Source organism: Kluyvera genomosp. 2 (assembly GCF_036759865.1).
GTDB lineage: Bacteria > Pseudomonadota > Gammaproteobacteria > Enterobacterales > Enterobacteriaceae > Kluyvera > Kluyvera ascorbata_B.
The window spans coordinates 211,685-231,124 of record NZ_JAPKIA010000001.1; the positions used below are offsets into that span (position 1 = coordinate 211,685).

The 19,440-nt window shown below is 56.9% G+C and carries 17 protein-coding genes; 4 read left to right on the plus strand and 13 right to left on the minus strand.

What is annotated here, in order from left to right; translation table 11 throughout:
- The 9 genes from pabC to yceD form a co-directional block, all read right to left on the minus strand.
- Positions 1-810 carry an aminodeoxychorismate lyase gene (gene pabC / locus V6942_RS01040; protein ID WP_182967999.1) on the minus strand — a complete coding sequence of 270 codons (810 nt, stop codon included), beginning with the start codon at positions 808-810 and terminating at the stop codon, positions 1-3.
- A 122-nt stretch (positions 811-932) separates the two neighbouring features.
- Positions 933-2,174 carry a beta-ketoacyl-ACP synthase II gene (gene fabF, locus V6942_RS01045; RefSeq protein ID WP_106926341.1) on the minus strand — a complete coding sequence of 414 codons (1,242 nt, stop codon included), beginning with the start codon at positions 2,172-2,174 and terminating at the stop codon, positions 933-935.
- Between the two features lie 88 nt (positions 2,175-2,262).
- On the minus strand, positions 2,263-2,499 hold the full coding sequence (gene acpP / locus V6942_RS01050; protein ID WP_000103754.1) for an acyl carrier protein: 237 nt from the start codon (positions 2,497-2,499) through the stop codon (positions 2,263-2,265).
- A gap of 209 nt (positions 2,500-2,708) precedes the next feature.
- Complete coding sequence (gene fabG / locus V6942_RS01055; protein ID WP_182929095.1) at positions 2,709-3,443, minus strand: 3-oxoacyl-ACP reductase FabG; 735 nt, start codon at positions 3,441-3,443, stop codon at positions 2,709-2,711.
- Between the two features lie 10 nt (positions 3,444-3,453).
- A complete protein-coding gene (gene fabD, locus V6942_RS01060) occupies positions 3,454-4,383 on the minus strand; it encodes an ACP S-malonyltransferase (RefSeq protein WP_182929096.1) in 930 nt (309 codons plus the stop codon).
- A gap of 17 nt (positions 4,384-4,400) precedes the next feature.
- Positions 4,401-5,354 (minus strand): beta-ketoacyl-ACP synthase III, encoded by a 954-nt coding sequence (locus V6942_RS01065; protein WP_106926335.1) that lies wholly within the window; start codon positions 5,352-5,354, stop codon positions 4,401-4,403.
- A 60-nt stretch (positions 5,355-5,414) separates the two neighbouring features.
- A complete protein-coding gene (gene plsX, locus V6942_RS01070; RefSeq protein WP_106926333.1) occupies positions 5,415-6,473 on the minus strand; it encodes a phosphate acyltransferase PlsX in 1,059 nt (352 codons plus the stop codon).
- 79 nt (positions 6,474-6,552) lie between these two features.
- On the minus strand, positions 6,553-6,726 hold the full coding sequence (gene rpmF / locus V6942_RS01075) for a 50S ribosomal protein L32 (RefSeq protein ID WP_003036242.1): 174 nt from the start codon (positions 6,724-6,726) through the stop codon (positions 6,553-6,555).
- Between the two features lie 16 nt (positions 6,727-6,742).
- Positions 6,743-7,264, minus strand: a complete 522-nt coding sequence (gene yceD / locus V6942_RS01080) for a 23S rRNA accumulation protein YceD (RefSeq protein WP_106926331.1) — start codon at positions 7,262-7,264, stop codon at positions 6,743-6,745.
- A 142-nt stretch (positions 7,265-7,406) separates the two neighbouring features.
- Between yceD and V6942_RS01085 the strand changes: the two genes are divergently transcribed.
- Both V6942_RS01085 and V6942_RS01090 read left to right on the plus strand, forming a co-directional pair.
- Positions 7,407-7,991: a Maf family protein gene (locus tag V6942_RS01085; protein ID WP_106926329.1), complete on the plus strand. Its 585-nt coding sequence runs from the start codon at positions 7,407-7,409 to the stop codon at positions 7,989-7,991.
- Between the two features lie 168 nt (positions 7,992-8,159).
- Positions 8,160-9,281 carry a dienelactone hydrolase family protein gene (locus V6942_RS01090; protein ID WP_420107827.1) on the plus strand — a complete coding sequence of 374 codons (1,122 nt, stop codon included), beginning with the start codon at positions 8,160-8,162 and terminating at the stop codon, positions 9,279-9,281.
- Between the two features lie 65 nt (positions 9,282-9,346).
- Here the strand turns inward: V6942_RS01090 and rluC are convergent, their stop codons facing one another.
- A complete protein-coding gene (gene rluC / locus V6942_RS01095) occupies positions 9,347-10,309 on the minus strand; it encodes a 23S rRNA pseudouridine(955/2504/2580) synthase RluC (protein WP_181357987.1) in 963 nt (320 codons plus the stop codon).
- 780 nt (positions 10,310-11,089) lie between these two features.
- Between rluC and rne the strand changes: the two genes are divergently transcribed.
- Positions 11,090-14,362 (plus strand): ribonuclease E, encoded by a 3,273-nt coding sequence (gene rne / locus V6942_RS01100; RefSeq protein ID WP_333500716.1) that lies wholly within the window; start codon positions 11,090-11,092, stop codon positions 14,360-14,362.
- 85 nt (positions 14,363-14,447) lie between these two features.
- On the opposite strand, the gene V6942_RS01105 is transcribed toward rne, so the two are convergent.
- The gene (locus tag V6942_RS01105; protein ID WP_420107826.1) at positions 14,448-15,494 is read right to left on the minus strand and encodes a LysR substrate-binding domain-containing protein; all 1,047 of its coding nucleotides are present in this window, start codon (positions 15,492-15,494) and stop codon (positions 14,448-14,450) included.
- Here V6942_RS01105 and V6942_RS01110 point away from each other — a divergent pair.
- A complete protein-coding gene (locus V6942_RS01110) occupies positions 15,493-16,707 on the plus strand; it encodes an MFS transporter (protein ID WP_333500718.1) in 1,215 nt (404 codons plus the stop codon). The two genes, V6942_RS01105 and V6942_RS01110, sit on opposite strands and share 2 nt — an antisense overlap.
- A gap of 85 nt (positions 16,708-16,792) precedes the next feature.
- Here the strand turns inward: V6942_RS01110 and flgL are convergent, their stop codons facing one another.
- Both flgL and flgK read right to left on the minus strand, forming a co-directional pair.
- Positions 16,793-17,728 carry a flagellar hook-associated protein FlgL gene (flgL, locus tag V6942_RS01115; RefSeq protein WP_106926315.1) on the minus strand — a complete coding sequence of 312 codons (936 nt, stop codon included), beginning with the start codon at positions 17,726-17,728 and terminating at the stop codon, positions 16,793-16,795.
- A gap of 14 nt (positions 17,729-17,742) precedes the next feature.
- Positions 17,743-19,410: a flagellar hook-associated protein FlgK gene (gene flgK, locus V6942_RS01120; protein ID WP_106926313.1), complete on the minus strand. Its 1,668-nt coding sequence runs from the start codon at positions 19,408-19,410 to the stop codon at positions 17,743-17,745.
- Positions 19,411-19,440: the final 30 nt, after the last annotated feature.

The window sequence follows — 19,440 nt, forward strand, 5'->3', positions numbered from 1 at the left end:
CTAATCAGACGACTCACAAATTGGGGCTAAATATTGGTAAAGTTCGCGCGCAGGCCACTGCTGCTCCGCGTAGCGCTGAACGGGGATCACCGGCATCAGCGCGTTACAAATAAGGATTTCATCGGCCTGTGCGAGCGCCGTTAGCGGCGCATTCACTTCGACAACGCGATACGCGGTCAGTGCCAGTTGGGCGATGATAAACTGCCGCATAATACCGTTTACGCCAGCCTGGTCGAGGCACGGGGTATAGACATTCTGCCCGCAGCGCCAGAACAGATTTGCGGCACAGCATTCCGTAAGCCACCCGTCGCTGTCAAGAACAAGGGCCTCATCAGCGTCCGTCTGCTCAAGATGAGAACGAATCAACACCTGCTCAAGGCGATTGAGGTGTTTCATTCCTGCAAGATAAGGATTGCGGCCCAGTGGAACCGGGCTGAGGGCAAGCGTTATGCCCGTTTCTTTCCAGCGGGTGTAGTGTGCGGGCACGGGAGAGGTAGACAAAATGCGCGTCGGCGCGAGGCAGGCGCTGCCGCTGTAGCCGCGGCCGCCGGCACCGCGGCTGAGAATAACCTTCAGCACGCCGTCACGCTGCGACTGCGCCAGCTGCGTCATCTCCTGACTCAGGGTAGACCAGTCGGTAAAGGGAATCGCCAGGCGCTGGCACGCCTGCTGCAGACGGGTGATGTGGGCCGCCAGCATCTGTACTCGCCCTTGTATCACCCGCGCGGTGGTGAAACAACCGTCGCCAAACTGCGTGGCGCGATCGCCCGCCGCAAGGGCGTTCTGCTCAATACCATTAATTAAGAACATCATGGCTCCTTATTGATGGCCGGGTAGTGTCGCAGGATGAACCACGCTGAACAAGCAGAGAAAGCCGAATAAAAAAAGGCCCGACTAGCGGGCCCTTATCACGGCGTTGTCAGACAACGAACTCAGACTTTTTTGAAAATCAACGAGCCGTTGGTACCACCGAAGCCGAAGGAGTTACACAGGGTGTATTCCATTCCGCTGACCTGACGCGCTTCGTGCGGAACGAAGTCCAGATCGCAACCTTCATCCGGGTTATCCAGGTTGATGGTTGGCGGCACGGCCTGATCGCGCAGCGCCAGGATGGAGTAGATAGACTCTACTGCACCCGCAGCGCCCAGCAGGTGGCCGGTCATTGACTTAGTGGAGCTGACCATAACGCGGCTGGCGGCGTCACCGAAGACAGACTTAACGGCCTGTGCTTCTGCTTTATCGCCCGCTGGCGTAGAGGTACCGTGAGCATTGACGTAGCCAATCTGGCCCGCTTCAATACCTGCATCGCGAATGGCGTTAACCATCGCCAGCGCTGCACCTGCGCCGTTCTCCGGCGGTGACGTCATGTGGTAGGCATCGCTGCTCATACCGAAGCCAACGACTTCCGCATAGATTTTCGCACCGCGTTTTTTCGCATGTTCGTACTCTTCCAGCACGACCATACCTGCGCCGTCGCCCAGCACGAAGCCATCGCGATCTTTATCCCACGGACGGCTTGCCGCCTGCGGGTTATCGTTACGCGTAGACAGCGCACGCGCTGCGCCAAAGCCACCCACGCCCAGCGGGGTACTGGCTTTCTCGGCACCACCGGCAACCATGGCATCTGCATCGCCGTAGGCGATGATACGCGCGGCCTGGCCGATGTTATGCACACCGGAAGTACAGGCGGTCGCGATAGAGATGCTTGGCCCACGCAGACCGAACATGATGGTCAGGTGACCTGCCACCATGTTAACAATCGTGGACGGAACGAAGAAGGGGCTGATCTTACGCGGCCCGCCGTTTACCAGCGAACTGTGGTTTTCTTCGATCAGACCGAGGCCGCCAATACCGGAGCCGATAGCGGCGCCAATACGGTGAGCGTTCTCTTCCGTCACTTCAAGGCCAGAATCCTGCATGGCCTGAACGCCAGCGACAATTCCATATTGAATGAAGGCATCCATCTTGCGCTGTTCTTTACGCGAGATGATGTCATCACAGTTAAAATCCTTTACTAAGCCAGCAAATTTGGTTGCATAGGCGCTAGTATCGAAATGGTCGATCAGGCTGATGCCACTCTGACCGGCAAGGAGAGCTTTCCAGGTAGACTCTACGGTATTGCCGACAGGAGACAACATGCCCAGTCCGGTCACAACTACACGACGCTTAGACACGTTTGTCCTCCAGGGAGGGATAAAATAGATACTTGTGGGACAAAAAGATAAAACTCAGGCGGTCGAATGACCGCCTGGAGATGTTCACTTACGCCTGGTGACCGTTGATGTAATCAATGGCAGCCTGAACGGTGGTGATTTTCTCAGCTTCTTCGTCCGGAATCTCAGTATCAAACTCTTCTTCCAGAGCCATTACCAGCTCAACGGTGTCAAGAGAATCTGCGCCCAGGTCTTCAACGAAGGAAGCATTGTTGGTCACTTCTTCCTGCTTAACGCCCAGCTGTTCGCCGATGATTTTCTTAACGCGTTCTTCGATAGTGCTCATACTCTTAAATTTCCTATCAAAACTCGCTTTCGCGATGGTTTTCGTAGTGTATAAAATGTTGAAAAATTTGCAACTAAATCCCGGCAGGTCATACCACGATTTTACGCTATTTTGCGGGTGTTTGCCCTCATAACGCAAATGATTTTGCACTAATCATACTCAGACATACGTAGATTGCCCGTTGTCTGAGCACTTTGTGCAAAACACGATCAGACCATGTACATCCCGCCGTTTACGTGCAACGTTTCACCAGTGATGTAACTTGCTTCGTCGGAGGCCAAAAATGCAACCGCACTGGCGATTTCATTTGGAGTGCCGAGGCGCCCCGCAGGAACTGCCGCCAGTGTACCCGCACGCTGCTCATCGGTCAGCGCACGCGTCATGTCCGTTTCAATAAAGCCCGGAGCAACAACGTTCACAGTAATACCGCGTGACGCAACTTCACGCGCCAGTGATTTACTGAAGCCGATCAGACCGGCTTTCGCCGCAGCGTAGTTAGCCTGACCCGCATTTCCCATGGTACCAACCACAGAACCGATAGTGATGATACGCCCATGACGCTTTTTCATCATAGCGCGCATTACCGCTTTTGACAGACGGAAAACAGATGACAGGTTGGTTTCGAGGATATCGTTCCACTCGTCATCTTTCATGCGCATTAACAGGTTATCACGAGTAATCCCGGCATTATTGACCAGAATATCGACTTCACCAAACTCTGCGCGGATATTTCCCAGAACAGATTCAATAGATGCAGGGTCGGTCACATTCAACATCAGGCCTTTACCGTTCGCACCCAGATAGTCGCTAATCGCCTGCGCGCCGCTTTCGCTGGTCGCAGTGCCGATAACTTTTGCGCCGCGAGCGACGAGAGTTTCAGCGATCGCGCGGCCAATACCGCGGCTTGCACCCGTTACCAGGGCAATTTTTCCTTCAAAGCTCATGCGTTCCTCTTTATTGCGCAAGTGCCGCTGACAGGGCAGTCGGTTCGTTAATGGCCGACGCAGTCAGGGTATCTACAATACGTTTGGTCAGGCCGGTGAGGACTTTACCCGGACCAACTTCATACAGATGCTCTACGCCCTGGGACGCCATAAACTCAACGGTTTTGGTCCACTGAACCGGGCTGTACAGCTGGCGAACCAGCGCGTCGCGAATCGCGTCGGCATCGGTTTCGCACTTCACGTCAACGTTGTTCACAACCGGAACCGTCGGCGCATTAAAGGTGATTTTCTGCAGTTCTACGGCCAGTTTTTCTGCGGCAGGCTTCATCAGCGCGCAGTGAGACGGCACGCTGACCGGCAGCGGCAGCGCGCGCTTGGCGCCTGCGGCTTTACAGGCTGCGCCCGCACGTTCAACCGCCTCTTTATGGCCCGCGATAACCACCTGGCCCGGCGAGTTGAAGTTAACCGGAGAAACCACCTGCCCTTCAGCAGACTCTTCACACGCTTTGGCAATAGAGGCGTCATCCAGACCGATAATTGCGGACATGCCGCCGGTGCCTTCCGGTACGGCTTCCTGCATAAACTTGCCGCGCATTTCAACCAGACGTACCGCGTCAGCAAAGGCAATAACGCCCGCGCAAACCAGCGCAGAGTATTCGCCCAGGCTGTGGCCCGCCATCACCGCCGGTGCTTTACCGCCCTGCTGCTGCCATAGGCGATACAGCGCAACGGAAGCCGTCAGCAGCGCAGGCTGCGTTTGCCAGGTTTTGTTCAGCTCTTCCGCCGGACCCTGCTGGGTCAGCGCCCACAGGTCATAACCCAGCGCCGCAGAAGCTTCATGAAAAGTTTCTTCGATAACCGGATAGGTAGCCGCCAGTTCAGACAGCATGCCTACCGCCTGTGAACCCTGCCCCGGGAACACAAAAGCGAATTGCGTCATGTTTTTTATCCTTATACTTAGAAACGAACCAGCGCAGAGCCCCAGGTGAAACCACCGCCGAAGGCCTCCAGCAGCACCAGCTGACCGCGCTTAATGCGGCCATCGCGTACGGCTTCATCGAAGGCGCACGGTACGGAAGCCGCCGAGGTGTTACCGTGACGGTCAAGGGTGACGACGACGTTGTCCATGGACATGCCGAGCTTCTTCGCCGTCGCGCTGATAATACGTAAGTTCGCCTGGTGCGGCACCAGCCAGTCCAGTTCAGAACGGTCGAGGTTGTTCGCAGCCAGCGTCTCATCAACGATGTGCGCCAGTTCGGTCACCGCGACTTTAAAGACTTCGTTACCCGCCATCGTCAGATGGATAGAGTTTTCCGGGTTAACGCGATCGGCGTTCGGCAGCGTCAGCAGCTTACCGTAGCTCCCATCGGCGTGCAGATGGGTAGAGATGATGCCCGGCTCTTCGGAAGCGCCCAGCACCACGGCGCCCGCGCCGTCACCGAAGATAATGATCGTGCCGCGATCGGTAGGATCGCAGGTACGAGCCAACGTATCCGCACCCACAACCAACGCGTACTTCACCGCGCCCGTTTTCACGTACAGATCGGCCACGCTCAGTGCATAGGTAAAACCTGCGCACGCGGCGGCAACGTCAAACGCCGGCGCGCCTTTCACGCCCAGCATATCCTGAATCTGGCAGGCAGCGCTTGGGAACGCGTGGGTCGCCGAAGTGGTCGCGACCACAATCAGGCCCAGTTCGCTTGCCTCAATACCCGCCATTTCCAGCGCGCGTTTTGCCGCTTCGTAACCCAGCGTAGACACGTTTTCATCAGGGCCAGCAATACGGCGCTCACGGATACCTGTACGGGTGACAATCCACTCGTCAGACGTATCAACCATTTTTTCCAGATCGGCGTTAGTCCGCACGTGCTCAGGCAGATAGCTGCCGGTACCAATAATCTTCGTATACATGTACGCTCAGTCACTTTTCGCTAATTTAGCCGCTCTGTTTAACGCACGGCGAAGCGGGCCTTACTGCTTGCCCGTTTCCAGCACGTCAAACCCTGCGGGGTATACGGATTCCAGGCGAGCGGCAATTCGCTGAGGAACTTGTCGCTGCACCGCCTGCACTGCCTGTTCAATGGCGATCGCAAAGGCTCGCTGGTTGGCGGCACCATGGCTCTTAATCACCGTGCCGCGCAATCCTAACAGACAGGCGCCATTATACTGGTCGGGGTTGAGGTGACTGAATCGCCTTGTCAGGCTTTTTTGTAACCAACGCTTTAATAAAATCAGCCACCACGCCCGTTTTTTCCCCTCGCTCTGCGATTTCAGCAGCGAAAGGAACATGCGAACCACCCCTTCCATCGTCTTTAAGGTGACGTTTCCTGTAAAGCCGTCGCAAACCAGAACGTCAGTTTTGCCCGTTAACAGCTCATTGGCTTCAAGATAGCCGATATAATTGAGCGAAGAGATTGTTTTTAACATTAATGAGGCGTCACGAATACTATCATGACCCTTAATCTCTTCTTCGCCGATGTTGAGCAAGGCAACGCGCGGGTTAGCAATTCCCAGCACTTCCTCGGCCATCACCGACCCCATGACGGCAAACTGCACCAGCATGGTACTGTCGCAATCTACGTTAGCGCCGAGATCCAGCACCACCGTTTTGCCCTTCTGCTGATGCGGCAGTACCGTCACCAGCGCCGGGCGCTCAATCCCTTTAATGGGCTTGAGCAGCAATTTTGCCAACCCCATCAGCGCACCGGTATTTCCAGCGCTGACGCAGGCTTCGGCCCGCCCTTCTTTCACCATCTCCAGCGCCAATCGCATTGAGCTGCCGCGACTGTGGCGGATAGCATGCGATGGCCGCTCATCACTGGCAATAACCGACTGGGCAGGAATAATCTGCAAACGTGAACGTTGTTCAAAGTCAGCTCTGGCAAGTAATGGCGTAATGTCGTCGGGATTGCCGACTAAAAGAAGTGAGAGTTGCGGATTAGAACTCAGTGCCTGCAAAGCTGCAGGCACTGTCACGGAAGGACCAAAATCGCCCCCCATGACATCTAACGCCAGGGTTAGACGTGTCAAGGTATCGTCGCCGCTCGGTTTGGTTTATCCCCGCTTGCGCGGGGAAATCCTCACTAAGCTTCACCACGCTTTCGCGTGATTACTTAGCGATGACCTTACGGCCACGGTAGAAACCGTCGGCAGTGATGTGGTGACGCAGGTGTTGTTCACCAGAAGTTTTGTCTACAGACAGGCTGGTGACTGCGGTCAGAGCGTCATGAGAACGACGCATGCCACGTTTGGAACGGGTTGGTTTATTCTGTTGTACGGCCATGGACCTTACTCCTCAATTACTTTTGCTTTAAGCTGGCTAATACGGCAAATGGATTTGGCTTCTGTGCCTCTTCAGGCAATTCACCAAAGACCATGTCCGCCTCGGACACTTCACAGTGTTCAGAATCATGCACCGGAACTACCGGCAAGGCGAGGATGATTTCATCTTCTACCAACGCCAGCAGGTCGATTTCACCGAATTCGTTAACCTCAATCGGCTCATACGCTTCCGGGAGTGCCTCAACCTGATCGTCATTTTTGACCGGGCTGAAACAATACTTTGTGTAGACATGATGAGTAAACGGTTTCCCGCAACGCTGACATTCCAGCGATACCGTCACCTTCGCATCACCGGTCAAGACCGCGAGGCGTTGGTTATCGATAGCGAAGGACATCTCGCATTCTACATCACTGTCCACACTGACTACGGACGCGGCGACGCGCTCCGCCTGATCGGGGGTATAAATACCCTGGTAATCAAGGCGTTTTTGAGCCGTACGAACCGGATCGAGAGTCAGGGGTAATTTTACCTTTTGCATAGGGCGCGCATATTAACTTTGTAACGTCATAGAGTCAAAGAAAAAGGCAGCCTCAGGTTGCCTTTTGCCAATAATTCGCACACATTGCGGCCTATAGTTTAAAATGTCGGAATCTAATTCGCTACCGTCTATTTGAAAAATTATGCCTGATTTGATCCTTGCCTCCACTTCCCCCTATCGCAAACAGCTGCTAGAGAAGCTTGGCGTGCCCTTCGAATGCGCAGCTCCGGAGGTGGACGAGCTGCCGCTGCCGGGCGAAACGCCACGCAGCCTGGTGCTGCGTCTGGCGCAGCTAAAGGCGCAGGCGCTGGCAGAACGCTTCCCGAATCATCTGATTATTGGCTCCGATCAGGTCTGTATGCTGGATGGTGAAATTACCGGCAAACCGCACACGCCGGATAACGCCCGCCTGCAATTACAAAAAGCCAGCGGTAATGTGGTGACATTTTATACCGGGCTGGCGCTGTACAATTCCGCTAACGGACAATTACAGACCGAATGCGAACCGTTCGATGTGCATTTCCGCCATTTAAGCGAACAAGAAATCACCGCCTATATTCGCAAAGAAAACCCGCTCAACTGTGCCGGCAGTTTTAAAAGCGAGGGGTTAGGTATTACGCTTTTTGAACGGCTTGAAGGCCGTGACCCCAATACGCTGGTGGGGCTACCGCTGATTGCGCTGTGCAAAATGCTGCGCCGCGAAAATCATAACCCGCTGTTAGATTAGTCGCTTCCCGGCGTTGTGATCCGGCGTCGGGAAACGCGCGCTATAAACGTGCTTATTTCTTCCACGATCACAGTTTATTTTTTCCTCACCGTTAAAATCCCCTTACCATATTGAAACAACGTTTTAATTTAAGGGGTAATAATGCGTGGCAAACGTAACATATTATTTATGCTGGCAATGCTAACCGCAGTTCAGGCGCACGCCGCTGATGACTGGCAAACAGAGGGCGTGGTGGAGGGCAATCTCCCTGCCAGCTGGCAGCAGATGAAAACCAGCATGCAGTACCCTGATTCGTGGCTTTCCGGGCATTTCACTGATTTTAAACGCTGGCAGCAGCACGCCCGGCAGGTATTCCGGCAATCCCTGCTGACGCCGGACGCAACCAAACCTTTCGATGCGCGTAAAGTCGCCAGTGAAGACCGCGGCAGCTATACCGCGGAAAAGCTAGCGCTCAATATTACCGACGACAACCGTATCTCCGCGCTCATGCTCACGCCCAAATCGCCCGGCCCGCATCCGGCCATCGTCCTGCTGCACGACCATGGTTCAAAATTCGATATTGGTAAAGAGAAGCTGATTCGCCCCTGGGGCAATCCGGAACAGCTCGCCAGCGCCCAGGCGTGGGCCGATAAGTTCTTTACCGGGCGCTTTATCGGTGATGAACTGGCCAAGCGTGGCTATGTGGTGATCGCCATCGACAGCCCCGGCTGGGGCGATCGTGGCCCGATGGTCTACGAACAGCAGCAGGCGCTGGCCAGTAACTACTTCAATCTTGGCCGTTCGTTAGCCGGGGAAGTCGCCTATGAAGATATGCGTACCGTCGACTTCGTCGCTTCGCTTAAGGGCGTCGACCCTCAGCGTATCGGCGTGCTCGGCTTCTCAATGGGCGGTTTCCGCGCCTGGCAGCTGGCTGCGCTCTCTGAAAACGTCGCCGCCACGGCGGTTATCTCCTGGTTTGGTACCTACGATGGCCTGATGACGCCGGGCAACAACGTGCTGCGCGGCCAGTCGGCGTTTTATATGCTGCATCCGGGGATGCCTGCCAGAATGGATATCCCTGATATCGCCAGCCTCGCCGCGCCGAAACCGATGCTGATTTTCAGCGGCGGGCAGGACAAACTGTTCCCGGCGAACGCCGTCAATGATGCCTTTGCTAAAGCACACCGCGTCTGGTCTTCGCAAAACGCCGACGATAGGCTCGTCACCAAAACCTGGCAAGATTTAGGTCACGTCTTTTACCTGCAACAGCAGGAGGAAGTTTTCCCCTGGCTGGATAAATGGCTGAAGTGAGTGAAAAATAAGAGAGGCTAGTAGGCCAGATAAGCGAAGCTCCATCCGGCCTACGGCCTTACGGCTTACTGCTGCTTGCTTTGATTACGCAGTACCTGAAGACAACGCTTAAGCTGGTCGTCCATCGGCGCTTCCACGCGCATAACTTCGCCGGTACCCGGGTGGGTAAACTTCAGCGCCGCCGCGTGCAGGAACAGGCGATTCAGGCCGGTGCCCGCCAGCTGTTTATCAAACTCGCGGTCGCCATAGCGGTCATCAAAAGCGATGGGATGGCCGGCATGCAGCGTGTGTACGCGAATCTGGTGCGTACGTCCGGTCACCGGGCTACAGCGCACCAGCGTAGCGACCGCATAGCGCTCTTCCACCTTAAAGCGGGTTTCCGACGGTTTGCCTTCCTGACTCACGCGCACAATGCGTTCGCCGCTTTGCAGAATATTTTTCAGCAGCGGCGCCTGCACCGATTTCACGTGCGACTGCCACTGCCCGCGCACCAGCGCCAGATAGTCTTTCTGCATCCCCTTCTCGCGTAGCTGCTCGTGCAGCGAACGCAGCGCCGAGCGCTTCTTCGCCACCAGCAGCACGCCGGAGGTATCGCGGTCGAGACGGTGAACCAGCTCAAGGAAGCGGGCTTCCGGGCGCAGGGCGCGCAGCCCTTCAATCACCCCAAAGCTTAAGCCGCTGCCGCCGTGCACTGCGGTACCGGAAGGTTTATTGAGCACCAGGATATGATCGTCTTCATACAGAATCACATCGCTCAGCGCGGCCACCTTTTGCAGATGCGGCGAGACCGCTTCTTCTTCACGCTCGGCGACGCGCACCGGCGGAATACGCACTTCATCGCCGGCTTCCAGCTTGTACTCTGGCTTGATGCGCTTTTTATTCACCCGCACCTCGCCCTTACGCAGGATGCGATAAATCATGCTCTTTGGCACGCCCTTTAACTGGGTGCGCAAAAAGTTATCAATTCGTTGCCCGGCTTCATCAGCGCTAATGGCAATCATTTTTACGGTCGGAGTCTCAGTTTTCATGGTGCGCGATTTTAAATATCCCGGCACATTAGCGCCACTCATTTTTCTATGCTTATATTTATCATTACCCGTTTATTGCTGTTGCTTTTCCCCGCGAGCTGTTTGTTATTAGAACAATCTCAGTGAGCGAGTGAAGAAACTGTGAGTAACCGGGTGATAAAAGGTGAAAGTCATCTTGCTATAACCGGGTTACCAAGGAATAATGAAGCTGTTTTCCGTGTTGAACCTGGAATAACAAGGATAAATGCACAAAATCATTCTAGCGGCATCAAGGCGGCAAGGGAGTGAGCCCGCAGGAGCGTACTTGAGTACGTCACTGAAGCGAACGAACGCAGCCAACGCCGAAGCAGCTTGAACGATGAAGTGTATGACGGAATGACCAGTTTTGTCTGTTCGATCATCCACGCAGCAATGGCGTAAGACGTATTGATCCCTCAGACAGTTAGCGGGCTGCGAGTTGCAGTCCTTACCGGTACATATACTGTACGAATTTTAGATGGCAGAAAGAAAACGCAACGGGAAACATCCGTGCACCCTCTACCTTCTGAAAGATGACGAGTATAAATGGAATCTTCTCTGGAGAGTTATCCCAGGCTGTTCCCCAAATAATTGCGCTGTGTTTCCTTTTGAAACACAGGCTACCGACACTCTGCGCCTCTTAAGCGAGCGACAACCGTGAGGTTGGCGACGTGAATAGTCACGAGGCCATCGGTTTACCCCGGAAAGGCAACACTCTGCTCGCAGCTTAGTCGTCAATGTAAGAATAATGAGTAAGTTACGATGAAAAGAATGTTAATCAACGCAACTCAGCAGGAAGAGTTGCGTGTCGCCCTTGTTGATGGGCAGCGTCTGTACGATCTGGATATTGAAAGCCCAGGGCACGAACAGAAAAAAGCGAACATCTACAAAGGCAAAATTACCCGTATTGAACCGAGCCTCGAAGCCGCATTTGTTGATTACGGCGCCGAACGTCACGGTTTCCTCCCTCTCAAAGAAATCGCTCGCGAATACTTCCCAGCCAACTACAGCTCACACGGTCGTCCAAACATCAAAGATGTGCTGCGTGAAGGCCAGGAAGTTATCGTCCAGATCGATAAAGAAGAACGCGGCAACAAAGGCGCTGCGCTGACGACCTTTATCAGCCTGGCGGGCAGCTATCTGGTACTGATGCCGAACAACCCGCGCGCGGGCGGTATCTCCCGTCGCATTGAAGGTGACGATCGTACCGAACTGAAAGAAGCGCTGTCCAGCCTCGAACTGCCTGACGGCATGGGCTTAATCGTTCGTACCGCAGGCGTTGGCAAATCCGCCGAAGCGCTGCAGTGGGACTTAAGCTTCCGCCTGAAGCACTGGGAAGCCATCCAGAAAGCCGCTGAAAGCCGCCCTGCGCCATTCCTGATTCACCAGGAAAGTAACGTCATCGTTCGCGCCTTCCGCGACTACCTGCGCCAGGACATTGGCGAAATCCTGATCGACAACCCGAAAGTGATGGAAATGGCGCGTCAGCACATTTCTGCGCTGGGCCGTCCGGATTTCAGCAGCAAAATTAAGCTGTACACCGGCGAAATCCCGCTGTTCAGCCATTATCAGATTGAATCGCAGATTGAATCCGCCTTCCAGCGTGAAGTCCGTCTGCCGTCAGGTGGGTCTATCGTTATCGATAGCACCGAAGCGCTGACCGCTATCGACATCAACTCCGCGCGGGCAACCCGCGGCGGCGATATCGAAGAAACCGCCTTCAACACCAACCTTGAAGCGGCCGATGAAATCGCTCGCCAGCTGCGTCTGCGTGACCTCGGCGGCCTGATCGTCATCGACTTTATCGATATGACCCCGGTACGCCACCAGCGCGCGGTCGAAAACCGTCTGCGCGAAGCGGTGCGTCAGGACCGTGCACGTATCCAGATCAGCCACATTTCTCGCTTCGGCCTGCTGGAAATGTCCCGTCAGCGTCTGAGCCCGTCGCTCGGCGAGTCCAGCCATCACGTCTGCCCGCGCTGCTCCGGCACCGGCACCGTGCGTGATAACGAATCGCTGTCGCTCTCCATTCTGCGTCTGATTGAAGAAGAAGCGCTGAAAGAGAACACCAAAGAAGTTCACGCCATCGTCCCGGTGCCGATTGCATCCTATCTGTTGAACGAAAAACGTGCGGCAGTCAGCGCCATTGAATCCCGCCTGGGCGGCGTTCGCTGCATCATCGTTCCGAACGACCAGATGGAAACGCCGCACTACTCCGTACTGCGCGTGCGTAAAGGCGAAGAGACGACCACCCTAAGCTACCTGCTGCCGAAGCTGCATGAAGAAGCCATGGCGCTGCCGGTTGAAGAAGAGTTTGCTGAACGTAAGCTGCCTGAGCAGCCGGCGCTGGCAACCTTCGTCATGCCGGAAGTTCCGCCTGAGGCGACTGCCGAGAAAGCTGCACCGGCCGCCGTACAGCCAAAAGTCGCTGTTGCTGCCGCACCGGGCCTGCTCTCTCGCTTCTTTGCCGCGCTGAAGAGCCTGTTTGCCGGTAGCCCGGAGAAGCCGGTTGAAGCCGTACCGGAGAAGCAGGATGCGAAACCTGAGCGTCAGCAGGAGCGCCGCAAGCCGCGTCAGAACAACCGTCGCGATCGCAACGAACGCAGCGACCGTCGTAACGACCGTAATGATCGTAACGATCGCAGCGAACGTAACGAAAACGCCGAAGCTCGCGAGCCGCGCGAAACCCGTGAAGGTCGCGAAGACAATCGCCGCAACCGCCGCGAGAAGCCGCAGCAGACCGAAGCCCGCGAAAATCGCCAGCAGAACGCCGTAGATGACGCCGAGAAAGCGAAGTCACGCGACGAACAGCAGCAGTCCCGCCGCGAACGTAACCGCCGCCGCAATGACGAAAAACGTCAGCAGCCGCAGGAAGCGAAACCGCAGCAGGTGCGTGAAGAATCGGTTGTCGAGTCAGACGCCGCGCAGGAAGAACGCGTACAGACCATGCCGCGTCGTAAGCCGCGTCAGCTGGCGCAGAAAGTGCGTATCGAAACGCCTGAGCAGACCGCAGCCCGCGAGCTGATCGTCGACGATGAACCGCAGCAGGAAGCGCCGCGTACCGCGCTGGCCAAAGTTGACCTGCCAGCCGTTGTCGAGGCGCCGGTTCAGGGCGAGCAGGACGAAAGCGCCGAAGGCCGCGATAACAACGGTATGCCGCGTCGTTCTCGTCGTTCCCCGCGCCACCTGCGCGTGAGCGGCCAGCGTCGTCGTCGTTACCGTGACGAGCGTTACCCGACCCAATCACCGATGCCGCTGACTGTCGCCTGTGCGTCACCTGAGCTGGCTTCCGGTAAAGTGTGGATCAGCTACCCGATTGCACAGGTGCAAAATCAGGCCGATCTCGAAGCACCGGTTGAGCAAGAAGAAGTCGTGCAGCCGATTGAGACGCAAGCCACCGAGCAGGCTGTCGTTGCTGAAGCCGTCGCGGTAGAAACCGTAACGGAACACGCTGAAACCGTCGTGACTGAACCGGCTGTCATTATGCAGGAACAGGCAGCGGAAAGCGAAGCCCCTGTCGCCACGGTCGTCGAAGACGCCGTCGTAGCACAGGTGGAAGAAGCCGCCGCGCCGGCAGTCGTCGAAGAGGCAAAAGCCGAAGCAGACGCACCGGTCGTCGAAGCGGCACCGGCTGTTCAGGCTGAGCCGGTCGTTGCCCCTGCGGTTGAAGCTGAACCGGTTGTTGTTGCTGCCCCGGTAGTTGAGGCTCCCGTTGTTGAAGCGCCGGTTGTTGAAGCGCCGTTTGTTGAAGCGCCGGTTGTTGAAGCGCCTGTCGTCGAAACACCGGTCGTCGCTGAACCTGCCGCCGCCAGCCCGGCGATTGTCGAGCCAGCTTCGGTTGCAAAACCGGTGGCCGCTAACCGCGCCTCTGCACCGATGACCCGCGCACCTGCGCCGGACTACGTGCCGGAAGCGCCGCGTCATAGCGACTGGGTTCGTCCGTCCTTCGACTTCGACGGCAAAGGTTCCGCTGGCGGCCACAGTGCAACGCACACCGCTACCGCAGGCCCTACTCGCCCGCAGTCGGTTGAATAAACCGCGCGCGTGAAATAAAAAATCGGCCCTCCGCGGCCGATTTTTTTATCCGTCGAGTGGCTGCTAGCGCCAGGCCTGGGGCCTTCTAGTCCTGCTCCGGCAGCCGCATCCCCGCAATCTGCGGCATCACTTCGCGCATCAGGTTCAGAAACGTGCGCAGACGCGCCGGATAATAGCGCGCCCACGGATAGACCAGATGGACCGGCAGCGGCGCTGCCTGCCATTCCGGCAGCAGTTCCACCAGCGTACCGTTCGCCAGCTCCTCTTCCACCGTCCAGCTTGATACGACCGCCGCCCCAAGCCCCGCCAGCGCCGCGTTCTTTGCCACATACAGGCTGTCGGTGCTCAAACGGGCGGCGATCGCAATATTCTCACTCAGCCCGCGTTCCACATGGTGCAGCACAACCTCATGCTGATAGAACGTACTGATGGCAATCCACGGCAGCGCAGATAGCTGGGAGGGCGCGGCTATCGTCGGATAGTGGGCCAACAGCTGGGGTGAGGCTACGGTACAGCGCGGCACTTCCGCCAGCAGTACAGAAACCGTTGCCGGATCGACCTCAGCGCCAACCCGAATCGCACAGTCAATATTATCGCTAATAAAATCCACCGCCCTGTCGTGCAACATCCACTCCACGGAAAGCTGCGGGTAGCGCGCCAGGAATCCCACCAGCGGCATCAGCAGTTGCTGCTGGCCGAACGCATGCGGGGCACGTACGCGTAGCGTCCCCACCGGCTGTTCCTCGGTAAGCTGCAGCGCGTCCTCCAGCGCCAGCCATGCGTCGACCACCTGCCGCGCGTGCTGGTAAGCGCGTTCGCCGTCGTCAGTCAGCTTCATCGCATGGGTCGAACGCAGCAGCAGCTTCGCCCCCAGCAGCGCTTCCAGCGATTGCAGGCGACGGCTGATGGTCGCCTGCGTGGTTTCCAGCTGTCGCGCCGCCGCCGACAGCGAGCCGGACTCGACGATGCGAATGAAGGTGCGCATCAGCTCGACGCGATCTATACGCTCATTTCTTTTCATTACCCTATTGCCTATACGCGAAACGTATAACTGTTTTACCACCGCTGCGGCTACCGCACCACCCTGAAGAAGCAGAGAATACGCGGCATACACCGTTGAGGATGACACCATGAAAACCGAACATATCCACACTCAGGCATCCCGCCTGATGATTTTTGTCCTAGCGCTTGGCGCAGGCTTTAGCGTCGCCGCCATCTACTATGCTCAGCCGCTGCTGCCGCTGATGGGGGAAACGTTGAAGCTGAGCGTTGAAGGGATGGGGCTTATCCCGACGCTGACCCAGGCCGGCTACGCGCTGGGCATTTTGTTCCTGCTGCCGCTCGGCGACCGCTACGATCGCCGCACGCTCATTTTGCTTAAAAGCCTGTCGCTGGCAGCGCTGCTGCTTGTTTACAGCCTGACCCAGCAGTTTCACTCGCTGCTGGCGGTCAGCCTGCTCATCGGTATGGCGGCCACCATGGCGCAAGACATCGTTCCGGCGGCGGCCATCCTCGCCCCGGCGGGTAAGCAAGGGAAGATGGTCGGCACGGTCATGACCGGCCTGCTGCTAGGGATCCTGCTGTCGCGTACCGTCAGCGGCGTGGTGGGTGAGCTGTTCGGCTGGCGCGCGATGTATCAGGCCGCCGCCGTCAGTATTGCGCTGATTGGCGCGCTGCTGTGGCGCGTGCTGCCGCACTTTACCGCCCACTCCGAGCTGCGCTACCCGGCGCTGATGATGTCGATGGCGCACCTGTGGCGTCGTTATCCCACGCTGCGCCGCGCCGCGATGGCGCAGGGCTTTCTGTCCATCGCCTTTAGTGCTTTCTGGTCAACGCTGGCGGTGATGCTGGCCGAACGTTACCACATGGGTAGCGCGGTCGCCGGGGGTTTTGGTATCGCCGGGGCGGCGGGCGCGCTGGCCGCCCCGCTGGCAGGTGGTTTAGCCGATAAAGTAGGCGCGGAAAAGGTTACCCAGTTGGGTGCTCTGCTGGTCAGCATTTCGTTTGCCCTGATGTTCCTGCTGCCTGCCCTGCCGCCGATGGCCCAGCTGGCGCTGATTGCCATCTCCGCCATCGGCTTTGACCTGGGTCTGCAATCAAGCCTGGTGGCGCACCAGAATCTGGTCTATAGCCTGGAACCTCAGGCGCGCGGTCGCCTGAATGCGCTGCTGTTTACCGGCGTGTTTATCGGCATGTCCGTGGGCTCCGTGCTGGGCACGCAGGTGTATTCACTGGCGGGCTGGGAAGGCGTGGTGGCGTTAGCGACGGTCGCAGGCCTGGTGGCGCTGGCTATTCGCGTGAGTGAAACCTACCGCCTGCGCCAGACGGCGCTTAACGCGCGATAAAGCAGGAAAAAAAGCCCGCGACGGGGTAGTGACGCGGGCGACAAAAACATATCCAGTTTCCAGACATGTTCAAAACTGCATGTTGTTATTTATTCAGTTGGAACAGTGACATGCCCTGCATATCGGTAAAGGCTTTATAGGCCGCCTGCAGCGCCGTTTGCTGCATGGTGTAGTTGGAAATCGTCGAGTTCCAGTCCACATCCACCAGGTTGCTCATCTGCTGCGTTTGCGCCAGCGCACGGTCATCGCCCAGGGAATCCAGCTTATCCAGCTCATTGAGCTGGGTGCCCAGTTCGGCGCGAACGGTCAGCACGTTATTCAACGCATTGCTCAGGCTGCGGTTAGTTTTATCAATCGCCGCCGATGCCGTCGCCTGGGCGGTTTCATCGTCAGCGACCGGGATTTTCAGCTGAGCAATGGCCGTATCGAGCGCGGTAAAAATGTTTTTATCCGCATCCGGCTTGGCATTGCTGGTCGCATTATCAAAAATCAGATTGCCCGTGTGCCCGATAACCATGGTCCGCGACGAATCCACCTGCTGCTCAACGTTGATATTGCCGCCGACGTAGGTGCCATCATCGCTAAACGGTGGCGTATCCGTTTTATAGCCCGCAAAAATGTAACGCCCATTACCGTCCTGGCTGTTGGCCAGGTTCATTAACTGGTCGCGGATCCCTTGCAGGTCGGTTGCCAGCGAAGCGCGGTCATCGTCGCTCAGCGTGCCGTTACCGGCATAAACGATCTTCTCCTGCGCCGACTGAATCGCAGTGGTCACCTGCGACAACGTGCTTTCTTCAATCGATACGCGCTGGGTGGCAAAGGTTCGCGCGGTAGCGTACTGGCTGTTCTGCGCCTGGGCCTGCGACAGCACCACCGCCTGCGACGCGGCGACCGGGTCATCTGAGGCGCGGTTAACCCGCTTGCCGGTAGACATCTGTTCGCCGTACTTTAACCATTCAGACTGAGAGTCCGTGATGCCTCTCATATTCTGCTGGTACATCATGATGGTACTCACGCGCATGGCTGCCCCCTTCCTTAGCGGATATTAATTAATGCATCGAACAGCGTGCTGGCGGTTTGCAGCACCTGCGCATTGGCCAGATAGTACTGCTGAAACAGCTGCAGGTTACCGTACTCTTCGTCGAGGTTAACCCCGGAGATAGACTGCTGCTGATTGCTCAGCTGGGTCACCACGTTCGCCTGAGTGGTACTGCTGCTCTTCAGCGTCGCCGTTTGGGTACCGATATTACTGACCAGCGCGGCGTAGGCATCGTTAAAGGTCTTCGATCCGCCGACTACCTTGCTGTTTTGCAGATCCAGCAGCTTCTGTCCGTTACGGTTATCGCTTTCACCCACGCTCGTGCCAGTGGTGGTATCCGCCAGCCCCATCGCAATCTGCGATTCACTGCTGATGGCCACCTTCATATTCACAATGGTGTCGCTGACCGGTTTAACGGTAAAGCTGTCGCCGGTGTTGGCAGCGCCCTTGGTGCTGTCAACTTTGACCGACAGACCATCAAACACCAGAGTCTGCGCGTCACTGGTCGGGTCCAGCGTCACGCTCGTGTTGTTGGACAGACGAGTCACTTCCCAGCCGGAATCGGTTTTGGTAATACGATAATCGGTCGCCTGCACCGCCGATGAACTGGTCATCGTCGCCGTCAGCTCGGCTTTACCGCTGTTTTTACCGTTAGCCACTACCGATGGATCGCCGAAGTCGAAGAAATCGACGTTGGTGTTGCCATCGGCATCAATCCCGCCGCGATGCACCTGGTTAAACGCGTCGGCAAAGGCCAGCGCCATCTGGTTCAGGCTATTACGGGTCTGGTCCAGGTCCTGTGAACGGAAGGTCAGCAGGCCGCCCAGCGAACCGGTGGTCAGCAGTTTTTCCGGGATTTCCACGTTGCCGGCTACATTATCCACATACGCTACGGTCGTGCGCGACGCGTCTGCGCTGCTCGGTACCGCGGCAAGCTGGTTTGACTTCGTCCCCGCCACCAGCGTATAGCCATTGGCCATGGTGATGTTGTAGGTGCTGCCGTCCTGCACGCTGACTTCCACGCCCACCAGCTTGTTCAGATCGCTCACCAGCTGATCGCGCTGGTCCAGCAGGTCGTTCGGTGACGCTCCGGCGCCCACGCCGGTCAGGCGCGAGATCTTGTCGTTGAGGCTGGCGATCTGTGAGGTGTAGTTGTTGATCTGATCAACGCTCGAGGCAATCGACAGGTTAACCTGCTTGTCCTGATCGCGCAGATACTGATCCGTCACCTTAAACTGGTTCACGACGCCGTCGGCCTTGCCGAGCACGGTCTGGCGCGCCGCCGGATCTTCGGCGTTGCTAACCAGCGTTTGCAGGCTGCTGAAGAAATCCTGCAGCGTTGTCGACAGGTTGTTGGTTGAGCTGGAGAGCATATTGTCAATTTTCGACACCTGCTCATAGCGGGTGGTTAAACCGCTGCTCTGGCTCTGCGCCGAGCGCAGCTGGTTGGTAATGAAGGCATTATATTCACGCTGCACGCCAGAGACGTACACACCGTTGCCCACCCAACCGCCGGCACCCAGCGTACTGTTGGCAGAGGCCAGCACCGTTGTCTGACGCGTGTAGCCGGCGACGTTATAGCTTGCGATGTTGTTACTGGTGGTATTCAGCGCCGACTGCGCGGCGCTGAGCCCGCTCATCGCGCTGTTAATTAAACTGGACATGAACGCTCCTTCTTAAGACCATGGTATTAC

What these genes read in the sequence shown, in the direction of transcription:
- flgK (WP_106926313.1), bottom strand. Translation starts at nt 19,410, where the DNA reads ATGTCCAGTTTAATTAACAGCGCGATGAGCGGGCTCAGCGCCGCGCAG.
- yceD (WP_106926331.1), bottom strand. Translation starts at nt 7,264, where the DNA reads ATGCAAAAGGTAAAATTACCCCTGACTCTCGATCCGGTTCGTACGGCT.
- V6942_RS01085 (WP_106926329.1), top strand. Translation starts at nt 7,407, where the DNA reads ATGCCTGATTTGATCCTTGCCTCCACTTCCCCCTATCGCAAACAGCTG.
- V6942_RS01110 (WP_333500718.1), top strand. Translation starts at nt 15,493, where the DNA reads ATGAAAACCGAACATATCCACACTCAGGCATCCCGCCTGATGATTTTT.
- rpmF (WP_003036242.1), bottom strand. Translation starts at nt 6,726, where the DNA reads ATGGCCGTACAACAGAATAAACCAACCCGTTCCAAACGTGGCATGCGT.
- rluC (WP_181357987.1), bottom strand. Translation starts at nt 10,309, where the DNA reads ATGAAAACTGAGACTCCGACCGTAAAAATGATTGCCATTAGCGCTGAT.
- V6942_RS01065 (WP_106926335.1), bottom strand. Translation starts at nt 5,354, where the DNA reads ATGTATACGAAGATTATTGGTACCGGCAGCTATCTGCCTGAGCACGTG.
- V6942_RS01105 (WP_420107826.1), bottom strand. Translation starts at nt 15,494, where the DNA reads ATGGTGTCATCCTCAACGGTGTATGCCGCGTATTCTCTGCTTCTTCAG.
- acpP (WP_000103754.1), bottom strand. Translation starts at nt 2,499, where the DNA reads ATGAGCACTATCGAAGAACGCGTTAAGAAAATCATCGGCGAACAGCTG.
- V6942_RS01090 (WP_420107827.1), top strand. Translation starts at nt 8,160, where the DNA reads ATGCTGGCAATGCTAACCGCAGTTCAGGCGCACGCCGCTGATGACTGG.
- fabD (WP_182929096.1), bottom strand. Translation starts at nt 4,383, where the DNA reads ATGACGCAATTCGCTTTTGTGTTCCCGGGGCAGGGTTCACAGGCGGTA.
- fabG (WP_182929095.1), bottom strand. Translation starts at nt 3,443, where the DNA reads ATGAGCTTTGAAGGAAAAATTGCCCTGGTAACGGGTGCAAGCCGCGGT.
- flgL (WP_106926315.1), bottom strand. Translation starts at nt 17,728, where the DNA reads ATGCGCGTGAGTACCATCATGATGTACCAGCAGAATATGAGAGGCATC.
- pabC (WP_182967999.1), bottom strand. Translation starts at nt 810, where the DNA reads ATGTTCTTAATTAATGGTATTGAGCAGAACGCCCTTGCGGCGGGCGAT.
- rne (WP_333500716.1), top strand. Translation starts at nt 11,090, where the DNA reads ATGAAAAGAATGTTAATCAACGCAACTCAGCAGGAAGAGTTGCGTGTC.